Origin of the sequence: Paraburkholderia sp. BR10872, from assembly GCF_040965835.1 — a bacterium.
Lineage (GTDB): Bacteria > Pseudomonadota > Gammaproteobacteria > Burkholderiales > Burkholderiaceae > Paraburkholderia > Paraburkholderia nodosa_A.
In genome coordinates, this window is the sequence record NZ_JBFRCN010000035.1 from 12,443 (window position 1) to 25,587 (window position 13,145).

The 13,145-nt window shown below is 63.0% G+C and carries 17 protein-coding genes and 1 tRNA gene; 2 read left to right on the forward strand and 16 right to left on the reverse strand.

The features are described from left to right. The first annotated feature begins 64 nt into the window (after nt 1-64). Nucleotides 65-1,015, forward strand: a complete 951-nt coding sequence (locus tag AB4Y43_RS24795; protein ID WP_069268269.1) for a cation diffusion facilitator family transporter — start codon at nt 65-67, stop codon at nt 1,013-1,015. 85 nt (nt 1,016-1,100) lie between these two features. Here AB4Y43_RS24795 and AB4Y43_RS24800 read toward each other — a convergent pair. The 7 genes from AB4Y43_RS24800 to AB4Y43_RS24830 all read right to left on the reverse strand — a co-directional run bounded on the left by AB4Y43_RS24800 (nt 1,101) and on the right by AB4Y43_RS24830 (nt 6,330). Beyond that, nucleotides 1,101-1,176, reverse strand: a tRNA-Thr gene (locus AB4Y43_RS24800). 18 nt (nt 1,177-1,194) lie between these two features. Beyond that, complete coding sequence (locus AB4Y43_RS24805) at nt 1,195-1,701, reverse strand: ClpXP protease specificity-enhancing factor (RefSeq protein ID WP_069268268.1); 507 nt, start codon at nt 1,699-1,701, stop codon at nt 1,195-1,197. Between the two features lie 79 nt (nt 1,702-1,780). Beyond that, nucleotides 1,781-2,392: a glutathione S-transferase N-terminal domain-containing protein gene (locus AB4Y43_RS24810; RefSeq protein WP_027797364.1), complete on the reverse strand. Its 612-nt coding sequence runs from the start codon at nt 2,390-2,392 to the stop codon at nt 1,781-1,783. Nucleotides 2,393-2,506: 114 nt separating this feature from the next. Continuing rightward, complete coding sequence (locus AB4Y43_RS24815) at nt 2,507-3,307, reverse strand: cytochrome c1 (RefSeq protein WP_368729006.1); 801 nt, start codon at nt 3,305-3,307, stop codon at nt 2,507-2,509. Between the two features lie 18 nt (nt 3,308-3,325). Then, a complete protein-coding gene (locus tag AB4Y43_RS24820; RefSeq protein ID WP_368729007.1) occupies nt 3,326-4,726 on the reverse strand; it encodes a cytochrome bc complex cytochrome b subunit in 1,401 nt (466 codons plus the stop codon). Beyond that, nucleotides 4,726-5,346: a ubiquinol-cytochrome c reductase iron-sulfur subunit gene (gene petA / locus AB4Y43_RS24825; protein WP_069268266.1), complete on the reverse strand. Its 621-nt coding sequence runs from the start codon at nt 5,344-5,346 to the stop codon at nt 4,726-4,728. Before petA ends, AB4Y43_RS24820 begins: the two co-directional genes overlap by 1 nt. Before the next feature lie 237 nt (nt 5,347-5,583). Then, nucleotides 5,584-6,330, reverse strand: coding sequence for a Nif3-like dinuclear metal center hexameric protein (locus AB4Y43_RS24830; RefSeq protein ID WP_069268265.1), 747 nt, complete (start codon nt 6,328-6,330; stop codon nt 5,584-5,586). Nucleotides 6,331-6,349: 19 nt separating this feature from the next. Between AB4Y43_RS24830 and AB4Y43_RS24835 the strand changes: the two genes are divergently transcribed. Continuing rightward, nucleotides 6,350-7,564 (forward strand): Do family serine endopeptidase, encoded by a 1,215-nt coding sequence (locus AB4Y43_RS24835; protein ID WP_069268264.1) that lies wholly within the window; start codon nt 6,350-6,352, stop codon nt 7,562-7,564. 128 nt (nt 7,565-7,692) lie between these two features. On the opposite strand, the gene tatC is transcribed toward AB4Y43_RS24835, so the two are convergent. The 9 genes from tatC to hisA all read right to left on the reverse strand — a co-directional run bounded on the left by tatC (nt 7,693) and on the right by hisA (nt 12,985). After that, nucleotides 7,693-8,475: a twin-arginine translocase subunit TatC gene (gene tatC / locus AB4Y43_RS24840; RefSeq protein ID WP_069268263.1), complete on the reverse strand. Its 783-nt coding sequence runs from the start codon at nt 8,473-8,475 to the stop codon at nt 7,693-7,695. Between the two features lie 45 nt (nt 8,476-8,520). Further along, nucleotides 8,521-9,081 (reverse strand): Sec-independent protein translocase protein TatB, encoded by a 561-nt coding sequence (tatB, locus tag AB4Y43_RS24845; protein ID WP_368729008.1) that lies wholly within the window; start codon nt 9,079-9,081, stop codon nt 8,521-8,523. Between the two features lie 97 nt (nt 9,082-9,178). Continuing rightward, nucleotides 9,179-9,421 (reverse strand): Sec-independent protein translocase subunit TatA, encoded by a 243-nt coding sequence (gene tatA / locus AB4Y43_RS24850; RefSeq protein WP_069268261.1) that lies wholly within the window; start codon nt 9,419-9,421, stop codon nt 9,179-9,181. Between the two features lie 160 nt (nt 9,422-9,581). Further along, nucleotides 9,582-9,950: a histidine triad nucleotide-binding protein gene (locus AB4Y43_RS24855; RefSeq protein ID WP_069268260.1), complete on the reverse strand. Its 369-nt coding sequence runs from the start codon at nt 9,948-9,950 to the stop codon at nt 9,582-9,584. Between the two features lie 42 nt (nt 9,951-9,992). Next, nucleotides 9,993-10,385, reverse strand: a complete 393-nt coding sequence (locus tag AB4Y43_RS24860) for a hypothetical protein (RefSeq protein ID WP_069268283.1) — start codon at nt 10,383-10,385, stop codon at nt 9,993-9,995. 44 nt (nt 10,386-10,429) lie between these two features. Beyond that, a complete protein-coding gene (locus AB4Y43_RS24865) occupies nt 10,430-10,798 on the reverse strand; it encodes a phosphoribosyl-ATP diphosphatase (protein WP_069268259.1) in 369 nt (122 codons plus the stop codon). Beyond that, entirely contained in the window at nt 10,795-11,232 is a 438-nt protein-coding gene (hisI, locus tag AB4Y43_RS24870; protein ID WP_069268258.1) for a phosphoribosyl-AMP cyclohydrolase, read from the reverse strand. The genes AB4Y43_RS24865 and hisI overlap by 4 nt, the downstream gene beginning before the upstream one ends. A 4-nt stretch (nt 11,233-11,236) precedes the next feature. Continuing rightward, the gene (gene hisF, locus AB4Y43_RS24875) at nt 11,237-12,010 is read right to left on the reverse strand and encodes an imidazole glycerol phosphate synthase subunit HisF (RefSeq protein ID WP_342924273.1); all 774 of its coding nucleotides are present in this window, start codon (nt 12,008-12,010) and stop codon (nt 11,237-11,239) included. A 222-nt stretch (nt 12,011-12,232) separates the two neighbouring features. Then, entirely contained in the window at nt 12,233-12,985 is a 753-nt protein-coding gene (gene hisA / locus AB4Y43_RS24880) for a 1-(5-phosphoribosyl)-5-[(5-phosphoribosylamino)methylideneamino]imidazole-4-carboxamide isomerase (protein WP_069268257.1), read from the reverse strand. Nucleotides 12,986-13,145 lie beyond the last annotated feature (160 nt).

The window sequence follows — 13,145 nt, forward strand, 5'->3', positions numbered from 1 at the left end:
CAACGCCGAGACGGCGTCCCGGCGAGTCGGCTAGTCTTGCTCATCCTCGCGCAGGGCAGACATCATGGAACGGCTTCGCTTCTTCAGTGCTTCCGACGAGAGCAGCGTGCTGACGCTATCGATCGCCACGACGTTGGTGATCGCCCTCATCGGCATTCTGTTCGGCCTGATCTCCGGCTCGTTTTCGATTGTGTTCGACGGAGTCTATTCGCTCGTCGACGCGAGCATGAGCGCGCTCGCACTCGCCGTCGTGCGACTGATCACCTCGTACGCGGTCAACGTCGACCTGCCGCGCAAATGGCGCGAGCGCTTCACCATGGGCTTCTGGCATCTCGAACCCATGGTGCTCGGGCTCAACAGCACGCTGCTCGTGGGCGTGGCCGTCTACGCGCTAATCAACGGCATCACCAACCTGCTCTCCGGCGGCCACGAACTGCACTTCGGTCCCGCACTCGTCTACGCCGTCCTCACCGTGAGTGCCTGCGCGGCGATGGCGGTATTCGAATCGCGCGCGAACCGCCGGATCCACTCGGATTTCGTGCGCCTCGATATCAAGTCATGGATCATGTCCGCGGGCATTACAGCGGCGCTGCTGGTCGCCTTCAGCGTCGGCTATGCAATTCAGGGAACGACATGGGAGCGCTTCACCCCCTATGTCGACCCGGCGGCGCTCGTGGTGGTATGCGTCGTGATCATCCCGATTCCGCTCGCGGAGATCCGCCAGGCCCTGCTGGATGTGCTGCTCGTGGCGCCCCCGGATCTCAAGCAGCATGTCGATGCCGTCGCGAAACGCTTCGTCGAGCGCTACGCCTTCGAGTATTACCGGGCTTATGTCGCGAAAGTGGGCCGCTCCCGCGAGATCGAGCTGTATTTCGTCGTGCCGCCCGACATGCCGGCGAAGCGCATCGCCGAATGGGACGCGATCCGAGACGAAATCGGCCGGGCAATCGGCGGCGACGAGTCGCACCGCTGGCTCACGATCATGTTCACGAGCGATCCGCAATGGGCGGAGTGAGGAATCTGGTGCGGGCGGGTGCAGAAAGCACAAAGGGTCACGTGAATTTCACGTAACCCTTTGTCTTGACGCATTGCTTCGAATATGGTGCCGGCTGCAGGACTCGAACCCGCCACCTGATGATTACAAATCAACTGCTCTACCAGATGAGCTAAGCCGGCGTAGCCCGCTATTCTACTTCATTTAACGATCTTGAGGTGGCCCTTGCCGCCCTTGTTGCCGCCATCGTCATCTTTGTCGGCGGCGCGCGTCGCGACCGGCGCGAGCGGCGCGGCGGGCTCCTCGGCAGGTTCGTCGCGCACTGCAGGCGCCTCATGTGCTTCGGCTTCTTCGTGGTCCTCGGAGGACAGCACGTCGTCGGCGTCGCCGGGCGGCGACTCGACCGGGAACGCCATGCCCTGACCGTTCTCGCGGGCGTAGATCGCGAGCACGTTCGAGACCGGCACCTCGATCTTGTGCGATTTGCCCGAGAAGCGCGCGTGGAACTCGATCATCTCGTTGCCCATCTGCAACTGGCTCGTCGCCTCGAAGCTGATGTTCAGCACGATCTCGCCGTCACGCACGAACTGGCGCGGCACGCGTGTGCGGTTATCGACCCGCACCGCGATGTGCGGCGTGAAGCCGTTGTCCGTGCACCACTCGTACAGCGCGCGCAGCAAATACGGCTTGGTGGAAATCTCTTGCATCAACAATCCTTTCACGAGGCGGCGTCCACACCCACGCTGTGTACGCCGCCTCTGTTACCTGCAACTGCCAGGATACTGCTTAACGGCGCATGACCTTTTCAGACGGCGTCAGCGCTTCGATATACGCCGGACGGCTGAAAATGCGCTCGGCATACTTCATGAGCGGCGCGGCATTCTTCGACAGCTCGATGCCGTAGTGGTCGAGGCGCCACAGCAGCGGCGCGATGGCGACGTCGAGCATCGAGAACTCTTCGCCCAGCATGTACTTGTTCTTCAGGAAGATCGGCGCGAGCTGCGTGAGGCGGTCGCGGATCGCGAGGCGCGCCTTCTCGTGGTTCTTCTCGGCGGCCTTGCCCTTCTCGTTTTCGAGCGTGCTCACGTGCACGAACAGCTCCTTCTCGAAGTTGAGCAGGAACAGACGCGCGCGGGCGCGCTGGACCGGGTCGGCCGGCATCAGCTGCGGATGCGGGAAGCGCTCGTCGATATACTCGTTGATGATGTTCGACTCGTACAGAATCAGGTCGCGCTCGACCAGAATCGGCACCTGACCGTACGGATTCATCACGGCGATGTCTTCCGGTTTGTTGAACAGGTCGACGTCGCGGATTTCGAAGTCCATGCCCTTTTCGAACAACACCAGCCGGCAGCGCTGGGAGAACGGGCAGGTAGTGCCGGAGTACAGAACCATCATGATTTACATTTCCTCAATAAACCCAAAAGGCCAGCGGGCGAAAAAACCGTCTGACGGTCCCTGAACCGTCAGACGGCATCTCGTCGCACCGGCCCCACGTCGGTCAGGACGTGCCTATTTGATATCTTTCCAGTACGCGGCGTTCAATCGCCACGCGAAAAAGCTCAAGACGCCGAGGAACAAGAGCACCCACACGCCAAGCTGCCTGCGGGTTTTCTGCTCGGGTTCGGCCATCCAGCCGAGGTAGGCCACCAGGTCGGCCACGTCGGCATCATAATCCACCGGCGAGAGCGTTCCGGGCGTGACCTGCTTGAACCCGGCAAAGCGACGGACCTTTTCCCCGGTTTCCTCGTCCGTCGTGTCCTCGAACTTCGCCGTGCGGATGCCCTGCAACTGCCACAGCACGTGCGGCATGCTCACGTTTTCGAACACCAGATTGTTCCAGCCAGTCGGCCGCGTGTCGTCGCGGTAGAAGCTGCGCAGGTACGTGTACAGCCAGTCTCGCCCTTTTGCCCGCGCTTCCACGGAGAGGTCCGGCGGCGCTACGCCGAACCACGCCTTTGCGTCGTCCGGGCGCATCGCGATGGACATCGTGTTGCCGACCTTGTCGGTCGTAAACAACAGATTATCTTCGATTTGCTTCTGCGGAATGCCGAGAACCTGCAACCGGCTATAGCGCATCAAGTTCGCACTATGGCAATTCAGACAATAGTTTACAAACAATTTGGCGCCGTGTTGCAGCGAAGCAAGATTTTCGCCGTTATCGGGAGCGCGGTCGAGCGGAATGTTTTCCTGCGCCGCGACAGATCCGACCCCAAAGACGCATGAGAACGCCAGCGCGGCCAAGCCGGCCCGGACGCCGGCAGCCCGTATGCTCACCTTCGCGAGCGTCGAAAAAAGAGAACGTTTCGTCATATCTTCCTCGCTCGTCAGTTAATGGGGCTTGAACCGCACGCGCTCGGGCGGCTGCTTGAAAGTGCCAAGCGGCGTCCAGAACGGCATGCCGAGGAAGAAAGCGAAGTAGACGAGCGCGCAGATCTGGGCGATCAGCGTGGCCGCCGGCGATGGCGGCTTCGTGCCGAGGAACGCGAGCGTCAGGAACGCCAGCACGAAGATGCCGAGAAATACCTTGTGGAAGAACGGCCGGTAACGGATCGACTTCACCGGCGAGCGGTCGAGCCACGGCAGGAAGAAGAGCGAGATCACCGCCGTGCCCATCACCACCACGCCCCAGAACTTCGACTCGGTGAAGTACATGGCGAGGATCACGAGCACCGCCAGCACCGGCAGCCCGGCGCGCCATTTGCCGCGGGCGCGCACGAGCGCGAGCAGCCCGAGCAGCGCGATCACGACCATCAGCACGATCTTGAATGGGTCGGTCGTGGCGCGCAGCATCGCGTAGAACGCCGTGAAGTACCAGACCGGCGCGATTTCGGGCGGCGTTTGCAGCGGGTTGGCCGGCACGAAGTTGTTGGACTCGAGGAAGTAGCCGCCCATCTCCGGCGCGAAGAACACGATCGCCGCGAAAATCATCAGGAAGATGCACGCGCCCATGAAGTCGTGCACCGAGTAGTACGGATGGAACGGGATGCCGTCGAGCGGCACGCCGTTCGCGTCCTTCTTCGCCTTGATCTCGATGCCGTCGGGGTTGTTCGAGCCCACTTCGTGCAACGCGATGATGTGACAGATCACGAGCCCGACGAGCACCAGCGGAATGGCGATCACGTGGAACGCGAAGAAGCGGTTCAGCGTGACGTCCGACACCACGTAGTCGCCGCGAATCCACAGCGAGAGGTCGGGGCCGATGAAGGGAATCGCCGAGAACAGGTTCACGATCACCTGCGCGCCCCAGAACGACATCTGGCCCCAGGGCAGCAGGTAGCCGAAGAACGCCTCGGCCATCAGGCACAGGAAGATCGCGCAGCCGAAGATCCACACGAGTTCGCGCGGCTTGCGGTACGAGCCGTACAGCAGCCCGCGGAACATGTGCAGGTACACGACCACGAAGAACATCGAAGCGCCCGTGGAGTGCATGTAGCGGATGAGCCAGCCCCACGGCACCTCGCGCATGATGTACTCGACCGATGCGAACGCGAGCGTCGCATCGGGCTTGTAATTCATGGTGAGGAAAATACCGGTGATGATCTGGTTCACCAGCACGAGCAGCGCGAGCGAGCCGAAGAAGTACCAGAAGTTGAAGTTCTTGGGCGCGTAGTACTCAGAAGCGTGAGCGCGCCAGCTCGCCGTCATCGGAAAACGCTTATCGATCCAGCCCTGCAGGCCGGAAGATGCGCCGGTCGTTTCCACCACGTCCTTTTCGGTTCCCGTCGCCATCACGCTTCTCCTTTTTCGTCCTTGCCGATCACGATCTGCGTCGGGGACGCGAACATGTAGCGGGGAATGTCGAGGTTTTGCGGCGCCGGCTTGTTCTTGAACACGCGGCCGGAGAGATCGTAGGTGGAGCCGTGGCACGGGCACAGGAAGCCGCCCGGCCAGCTGTCGGGCAGGTTCGGCTGCGGGCCTTCCTGGAAGCGCGCCGTCGGCGTGCAGCCCAGATGGGTGCAGACGGCCACCGCCACGAGAATGTTCTGATGCTCGGCGCGCGAACGGAATTCGTTCATGCAGTACTCCGGCATCGGCATCGAGAACGGGTGCTCGGAGTTCGGGTCGGCCAGATCGGGATCGGCCTTCTTCACGTCGGCCATCATGCGATCCGTGCGATTCAGGATCCACACGGGCTTGCCGCGCCAGGCGACGGTCATCATCGAGCCGGGCTGCAGATTCGTGATATCGGCTTCGACGGGCGCGCCGGCGGCGCGGGCTTTTTCGGATGGTGCAAAGGACCCTACGAAAGGTACGACAGTGGCCACGCCTCCAATGCCACCTGCTACGGACGTCGCAATCAGCCAGGTTCGGCGGCTGCCATCGACGCGGTCATTCTCGTTGTCTCGCATCACATCGCCCCACTTCTGAGTTGGATTTTTCCGTCACGCCAGCTTACCCGCGGTGCTGCCGAACGCTAGTTTGCTCGAATGGAGTTGGCATTTACAAGGGGCGCTCTCGAAAAAGCCTCGGAAGTCCTTGATATCTCGGGGTTTTCCCGCAGAAAAGAGGGCCACTTTCTTTTCAGTTTGTAAATGCCTCATGAATAAAACGATGCTGCGCCACGACAATTTGCGCCGAATATGCAATCAAACGGGATTGTCGATATCGATGAAAAGATGCTCGATGTTGAAGGCTTCCGAGAGGTGCGCGCCCACCGCCTGCACGCCGAAGCGCTCGGTCGCGTGGTGGCCTGCGGCGAGGAACGCCACACCGCTTTCCGCGGAGGTGTGCGTGGTCGGCTCGGAGATCTCGCCGGTGAGGAAGACGTCGGCGCCAGCGTCGATCGCCGCGTCGAAGAGACTTTGCGCCGCGCCCGTGCACCAGGCCACGCGGCGCAGTTGCCAGTCGGGGTCGCCGAGCACGAGCGGCGTGCGGCCGAGCGTCTGCTCGACCTCGGCGGTAAAGTGCGCGAGCGTGATCGGCATGGGCAGCGTGGCCATCCAGCCAAGATCCTGGTCGCCGAAGCGTTGTTCGCCGATCCAGCCGAACCGGGCGCCCAACTGCGCGTTGTTGCCGAGTTCGGGATGGCTGTCGAGCGGCAGATGGTAGGCGAACAGGTTGATGTCGTTCGCGAGCAGCGTCTTCAGGCGACGGTACTTGCGGCCCGTAATTTGCGGTGCTTCGTTCTTCCAGAAATAACCGTGATGCACGAGCACCGCGTCGGCGCCCCACTCGAGCGCGGCTTCGAGAAACGCGAGCGAGGCGGTCACGCCCGTGGCGATCTTCTCCACGCGCCGCCGCCCTTCGACCTGCAGTCCATTGGGGCAGTAGTCCTTGAACCGCGCGGATTCCAGAAGATTGTTCAGATACAATTCCAGTTCGATCCGATCCATATAATCCTCTAATCTTCAGATGCTTAGACGCTTTTGGCTGTTCTTCGCCCAGGCGGTGACGGTCCTGCTGGCGTTGATGTTCATCATCGCCACGCTCAAACCGCAGTGGCTGCAGCACCAGGGGCAGTTCGGCAAGCAGCTTGCCGAACCGATCGTCGCACTGCGGGAAGTGGCGCCAGGCATCGGTGGAGGCGCCGCCCAGGGCTCCTATGCGGACGCCGCCCAGAAGGCCATGCCCGCGGTTGTCAACGTGTTCTCGAGCAAGGATGGGTCGCTGCCGCCCGACCCTCGCCAGAACGATCCGCTATTTCGCTATTTCTTCGGCGATCGCAACAAAAACCAGAAGCAGCAGGAGCAGCCTGCCGCCAACCTCGGTTCGGGCGTCATTGTCAGTCCGGACGGTTACATTCTAACGAACCAGCACGTAATCGACGGCGCGGACCAGATCGAAATCGCGCTTTCCGACGGCCGCACCACCAACGCCAAGGTGATCGGCATCGACCCGGAAACGGATCTCGCGGTGCTCAAGATCAATCTGCCGAACCTGCCCACCATCACGCTCGGCCGCATGGATCAGACGCGCGTGGGCGACGTCGTGCTCGCCATCGGCAATCCGTTCGGCGTGGGCCAGACGGTGACGATGGGCATCATCAGCGCGCTGGGCCGCAATCATCTCGGCATCAACACGTTCGAGAATTTCATTCAGACCGATGCGCCGATCAATCCGGGCAACTCGGGCGGCGCGCTCGTCGACGTGAACGGCAACCTGCTCGGCATCAACACCGCCATCTACTCTCGCTCGGGCGGCTCGCTCGGCATCGGCTTCGCGATTCCCGTTTCCACGGCGCGCAGCGTACTGGAGAGCATCATCACCTCGGGCTCGGTCACGCGCGGCTGGATCGGCGTGGAGCCACAGGACGTGACGCCGGAGATCGCCGACTCGTTCGGGCTGAAGGAGAAGTCGGGCGCGATCGTCGCGGGCGTGCTGCAGGGCGGCCCCGCCGACAAGGCCGGCATCAAGCCGGGCGACGTCCTGACCTCGGTGAACGGTGAGGCCATCACCGACACCACGCGCCTTTTGAACGTCATCGCGCAAATCAAACCGGGCAGCGACGCGAAGGTCCACCTCGTGCGCAAGAACAAGGACATGGATCTCGACGTACTGATCGGCAAGCGCCCGCCGCCGCCGAAGCAGCCGGCTCAGGAAGACGGCGAAGGCGACGACGGCGGTTGATATCCCACCGCAGGCGGGGCATCGCGCCCGGCCCGCGTCCGGACTCGCAACCGGAAAACGAAAAGGCCGCGAACGTGGGTTCGCGGCCTTTTGCTTTCCTGCGGCTTTCCTCCGCCAGGCCCGCGGGGCTAGCCCGCCGCCTGACTCTCGTCCGCGGGCTTCTTCTCGCCCGTGCCGATGAAGATGCGCGCCGCGATGATGCCCGCCTCGTAGAGGAGGATGAGCGGCAGCGCGAGGATGAGTTGCGAGAAGACGTCCGGCGGCGTCACCACGGCTGCGACGATGAACGCGCCGACGATCACGTAGGGCCGGATCTGCTTGAGCTTCTTCACGGTGACCACGCCCATGCGCACGAGCAGCACGACGATGATCGGCACCTCGAAGGTCACGCCGAACGCAATGAACATGGTGAGCACGAAGCTCAGGTAATTGTCGATGTCGGTCGTCATCTCCGCGCCGAGCGGCGCGTTGTAGTGCGCCATCACGCGGAAGATGGTCGGGAACACCACGAAATACGCGAACGCCATGCCGCACAGGAAGAGCGTGTAGCTGCTTGCCACGAGCGGCGCGACGAGCTTCTTTTCGTGCTGGTAGAGGCCTGGGGCGACGAACGCCCAGATCTGGTAGAGCACGACCGGCAGCGCGATCACGAACGCCACGAGCATCGTGACCTTCATGGGCACGAAGAACGAGCCGGTCACGTCGGTGACGATCATCTTGCCGTCACGCGGCAGGTTCTGCATGAGCGGACGCGCGAGCAGCCGGAATATGTCGGGCGCCCAGTAGACGAGCCCGACGAACACGACGATCACGGCAACGCCTGCGCGAATGATGCGGTCGCGCAGTTCGACGAGATGGGAAATGAAGGTCTCTTCGGAGCCTTCTTCCAGTTTTTGCTGGGGGTCGCTCACACCGGCCCTCTGTTGGAAATGGTCGTGCGCAAAGGCGGATCCGCGTCAGAAGAACCGCGTGGGCCGGCGCAGGCTCGCCGGCGTGTGCTGCGCCACGCGTGCAGCACCCGATTGCACCCGCGTGCGGCGCAGCGTGGCGCGTTTGTACCAGACCGGCGCGGCGCTCTGCTTCATGCGCCAGTTCTTGCGTTTCGCGCCGCTTGCGCCCGCGTTGCCGGAGCGCCATCCCGATTGCGTGGCGACGGCATCCGCGGCATTGGCGGCACCGCCTTCCAGGCTGGCAGAATCCGCGCCGCCTGCGATGCTCGGCGACACCGAGGTGCCCGCGTTCCACGCGTCGTTCAACTCGGTTTCATGCTTGCGCAGATTGTCCTGAACGTTCTTCTCGACGTTCTGCGCCGCCGTTTCGAACTCGGTCTTCATGCGGCGCAACTCGTCGAGTTCGATCTCGCGCGTGACTTCCGCCTTGACGTCGTTGATATAGCGCTGCGCGCGACCGAACAGCGCGCCGGCCGTGCGTGCGACCCGCGGCAGCCGCTCCGGCCCGAGAACGACCAGCGCGACGACGCCGATCAGCGCCATCTTGGTTAAACCGAGATCGAGCATGAATGGAGTTTTCCGTCAGCCTTGGCTGCCTTAATGGAAACGAACGGGAAACATGCGGAAAAACTTGTGGCGGCGAAAAAGGCGGCCGCCACGCGTTTTAGCGGAAGTCGTTCGAGCGCTGCGTCTTGTCCTTGGCTTCGACGTCGACTGCACCGCCGTCGGCCGGGAGTTCGCGCTTTTGCGTGTCGGCGCCGGCGCCTTCGTTCTCGCGCATGCCTTCCTTGAAACCCTTCACCGCACCGCCCAGATCGCTACCGATATTGCGCAGCTTCTTGGTGCCGAAGACGAGCGCAACGATCAACAAGACGATCAGCCAGTGCCAGATGCTCAACGAACCCATGATTGACTCTCTCCTTAACCCCGCCGCCGCGCGAGGTGCGCGACGCGATAAATTGTGCCTGTTCGATGTTGCATGGTCGTGGCGTGCGACCCTTTAGCGCGACGCTTTAGTGAGAACCACGCCATCCGTCATTTATACCGACTTTCCCCGCCACCGGCACTCAGCCCATGCGGTGCCACGGACGCGGCCCAGCCAGCAAATGCGCGTGCAGATGGTAGACCTCCTGCCCGCCGCCCGGCCCCGTATTCACCACCGTGCGAAACCCGGTTTCGCCACCCGTGTACGAGACGCCCAGCTCTTTGGCAAGCCGTGCGACCAATACAAACATTCTACCAAGCAGCGGTGCGTCGTTTTCACCGCAATCGGCAAGGGTGGAAATATGTTGGCGCGGAATCACGAGGACGTGAGTTTCGGCTGCAGGCCGGATGTCGCGGAAGGCGACGAACTCTTCGTCCTCGTACACGCGCGTGCTGGGAATGTGGCCGTCGGCGATCTTGCAGAAGAGACAGGTGCTGCGGTCGTGACTCATGGCGCTCCTGGTGAGCAAAACCGCACGCGCGCCCGAAAGCCTTCAGAACCAGGCGCGCGGGTTGTGCAGCGGCTTGTTGTCGTACAAGTAAAGCCAGCCTTTGATGATACGGTACAACGTCCAGATTGCGACAGCCCACAAAATTGGAATGCCGACCAGCACGAAGATGAGCACACCGCCGATCAGATGGCCGGCCAGCCCGAGCCAGAACGTGCGGATTTGCCACGTGAAGTGCTGCTCATAAGGCGTGCCGAGCGATTCGTCGCGTTTGAGGTAATTCAGGATGATGGCCACCAGCACCGAAATGCCGCCGGTCAGCCAGTAGACCGCATAGAGCGCGTACAGCACGTGCGTGAAAGTCCGCAGGCTGCGCAAACGGTCCGCGTCGACGCCGTTGCGGTACGAAGGGGGCGGGTAATCGCCGGACGTGGACATGTCGTTCATCTCCCTCTGTGGAGCGCTGTGCGCAGCGTTGAGCCTCAGTCGCCGTTCTCTTCGCGCTCGCGGCTTTTGCGCAGCGCTTTTTCCTCGAGACCCGAAAGGCCTTCGCGGCGTTCGAGTTCCGCGAGCACGTCGGCAGGACTCAGATCGAAGTGCGAGAGCGTGACGAGGCAATGGAACCACAGGTCGGCCATCTCGCCGACCAGCGCCTTGCGTGCACCGCCCTGGCGCACGTCCTTCGCGGCAAGCACGACCTCGGTCGCCTCTTCGCCGACCTTCTTGAGCACCGCGTCGTCGCCCTTGTGAAAGAGGCGTGCGACGTAGGAGGCGTCCGGGTCGCCGCCCTTGCGGCTGTCGATCACCGCGGCGAGGCGCAGCAAGGTGTCGTTGGTATTCAGTTGCGTCATTTGTAGATGTGTTCGGGGTCTTTCAGCACCGGGTCGACGGCGACCCAGCGGCCTTCGTCGACGGTGCCTTCGAATTGCTGGAAAAAGCACGAGTGGCGGCCCGTGTGGCACGCAATGCCCGAGACCTGCTCGATCTTGAGCAGCACGACGTCTTCGTCGCAGTCGAGGCGGATGTCGCTCACGTGCTGCACATGGCCGGACTCCTCACCCTTGAACCAAAGGCGCTGGCGCGAGCGGGAGAAGTACACGGCGCGGCGCAGCTCGACCGTCCTGGCGAGCGCTTCGCGGTTCATCCACGCGAACATCAGCACGTCGCCGGTGGTCGCTTCCTGCGCGATCACGGGCACGAGGCCGTTGGCGTCCCAGTTGACCTTGTCGAGCCAGTTGGCGTTGGCAAGGTCGTTGTCGGGTTTGCCGGTTTGAGTGTGGCTCATCGCGTTACATCCTCACCGAAATGCCCTGGTCGGCCATGAAGCGCTTTGCCTCGCCCACCGTGTGCTCGCCATAGTGGAAAATGCTCGCGGCCAGCACGGCGTCGGCACGGCCCTTGACGATACCGTCCGCGAGATCCTGCAGGCCGCCCACGCCGCCCGAGGCGATCACGGGAATCGGCACCGCGTCGGACACCGCACACGTGAGGTCGAGATCGAAGCCGCTCTTCGTGCCGTCGCGGTCCATGCTCGTGAGCAGGATTTCGCCCGCGCCCAGTTCCGCCATCTTGCGCGCCCATTCCACGGCGTCGATGCCCGTGGCCTTGCGCCCGCCGTGCGTGAACACTTCCCAGCGCGCGGGTTCGCCCGGCGCCGACGTTCGCTTCGCGTCGATGGCGACGACGATGCACTGCGAGCCGTATTTGTCGGCGGAATCGCGCACGAGCTGCGGATTGGCGACCGCCGACGAGTTCATGCTGACCTTGTCGGCACCGGCGTTGAGCAGGCGCCGCACGTCCGCCACGGCGCGCACGCCGCCGCCCACGGTGAGCGGAATGAAGACCTGCGAAGCCACCGCCTCGATGATCGGCAGGATCAGGTCGCGCTGGTCGGAGGTCGCGGTGATGTCGAGGAACGTGAGTTCGTCGGCGCCCTGGTCGTCGTAGCGGCGCGCGATTTCGACGGGGTCGCCCGCGTCGCGCAGTTCGACGAAATTGACGCCCTTGACGACGCGCCCGGCGGTCACGTCGAGGCAGGGGATGATGCGTTTGGGTAGAGCCATGATCTTGCCGAAGTTGCCAGTCGGTGTGTGTGCGGCGAGCACCTTTCGCGAGAAGGCTGCCGGCCCCGGTTCGGGCGTGGCGCGCAGCCCATTGTCGCGCGCTTTGCACCGTGCCTTGCGCCCTGAGGCGAAATTATCCCGCGCGAGCGCCAGTCCCCTTGGAGATGGCGGCGCAGCGCCAAAACAAAAGGCCTCCAGTGACGGAGGCCGGCATTCGACGCTTTACGCGTCGTCCGATTCGCGCAGGCTGTCTGCGCGCGTTTGCGCTGCAGCGAAATCGAGATCGCCCGAGTAGATCGCGCGGCCGCAGATCACGCCTTCCACGCCTTCGTCCTCGACTTCGCACAGTGCGTCGATATCGCCGAGGTTGGAAAGCCCGCCACTCGCGATGATCGGAATCTTCACCGCGCGCGCGAGGCGCACCGTCGCTTCGATGTTGATGCCCTGGAGCATGCCGTCCCGGCCGATGTCGGTGTAGATGATCGACTCGACGCCGTAGTCCTCGAACTTGCGCGCGAGATCGACGACTTCGTGACCGGTGAGCTTGCTCCAGCCGTCGGTCGCGACCTTGCCGTCTTTCGCGTCGAGGCCCACGATGATATGGCCCCCGAATGCGGTGCACGCTTCCTGGAGAAAGCCCGGATTCTTGACGGCGGCGGTGCCGATGATCACATAGGACAGGCCGTCGTCGAGGTAACGCTCGATGGTGTCGAGGTCGCGGATGCCGCCGCCGAGCTGCACGGGAATCTCGTCGCCGACTTCGCGGATGATCTCGCGAATCGCGTCTTCGTTCTTCGGCTTGCCGGCGAACGCGCCGTTGAGGTCGACGAGGTGCAGGCGCCGCGCGCCGCGCTCGACCCAGTGTCGGGCCATAGCCGCCGGTTCCTCGGAGAAAATCGTCGCCTGGTCCATATCGCCTTGTTTGAGGCGCACGCAGTGACCGTCTTTGAGATCGATGGCCGGAATCAGCAGCATAGCTTCGGGTGTGTCTGGGAATGGGGTTGAAGTCTGCAGCGCCGGCGGAAAAAAGGCCCGATCCGACGCCGTTTCGCTAGTTTAGTACAACTCTTTCGGCAGCCTTGCTAACGCAAATCTAATGCCGCGGCGCGCGTGCGCGAAGGCGGCTGTGAGCGTC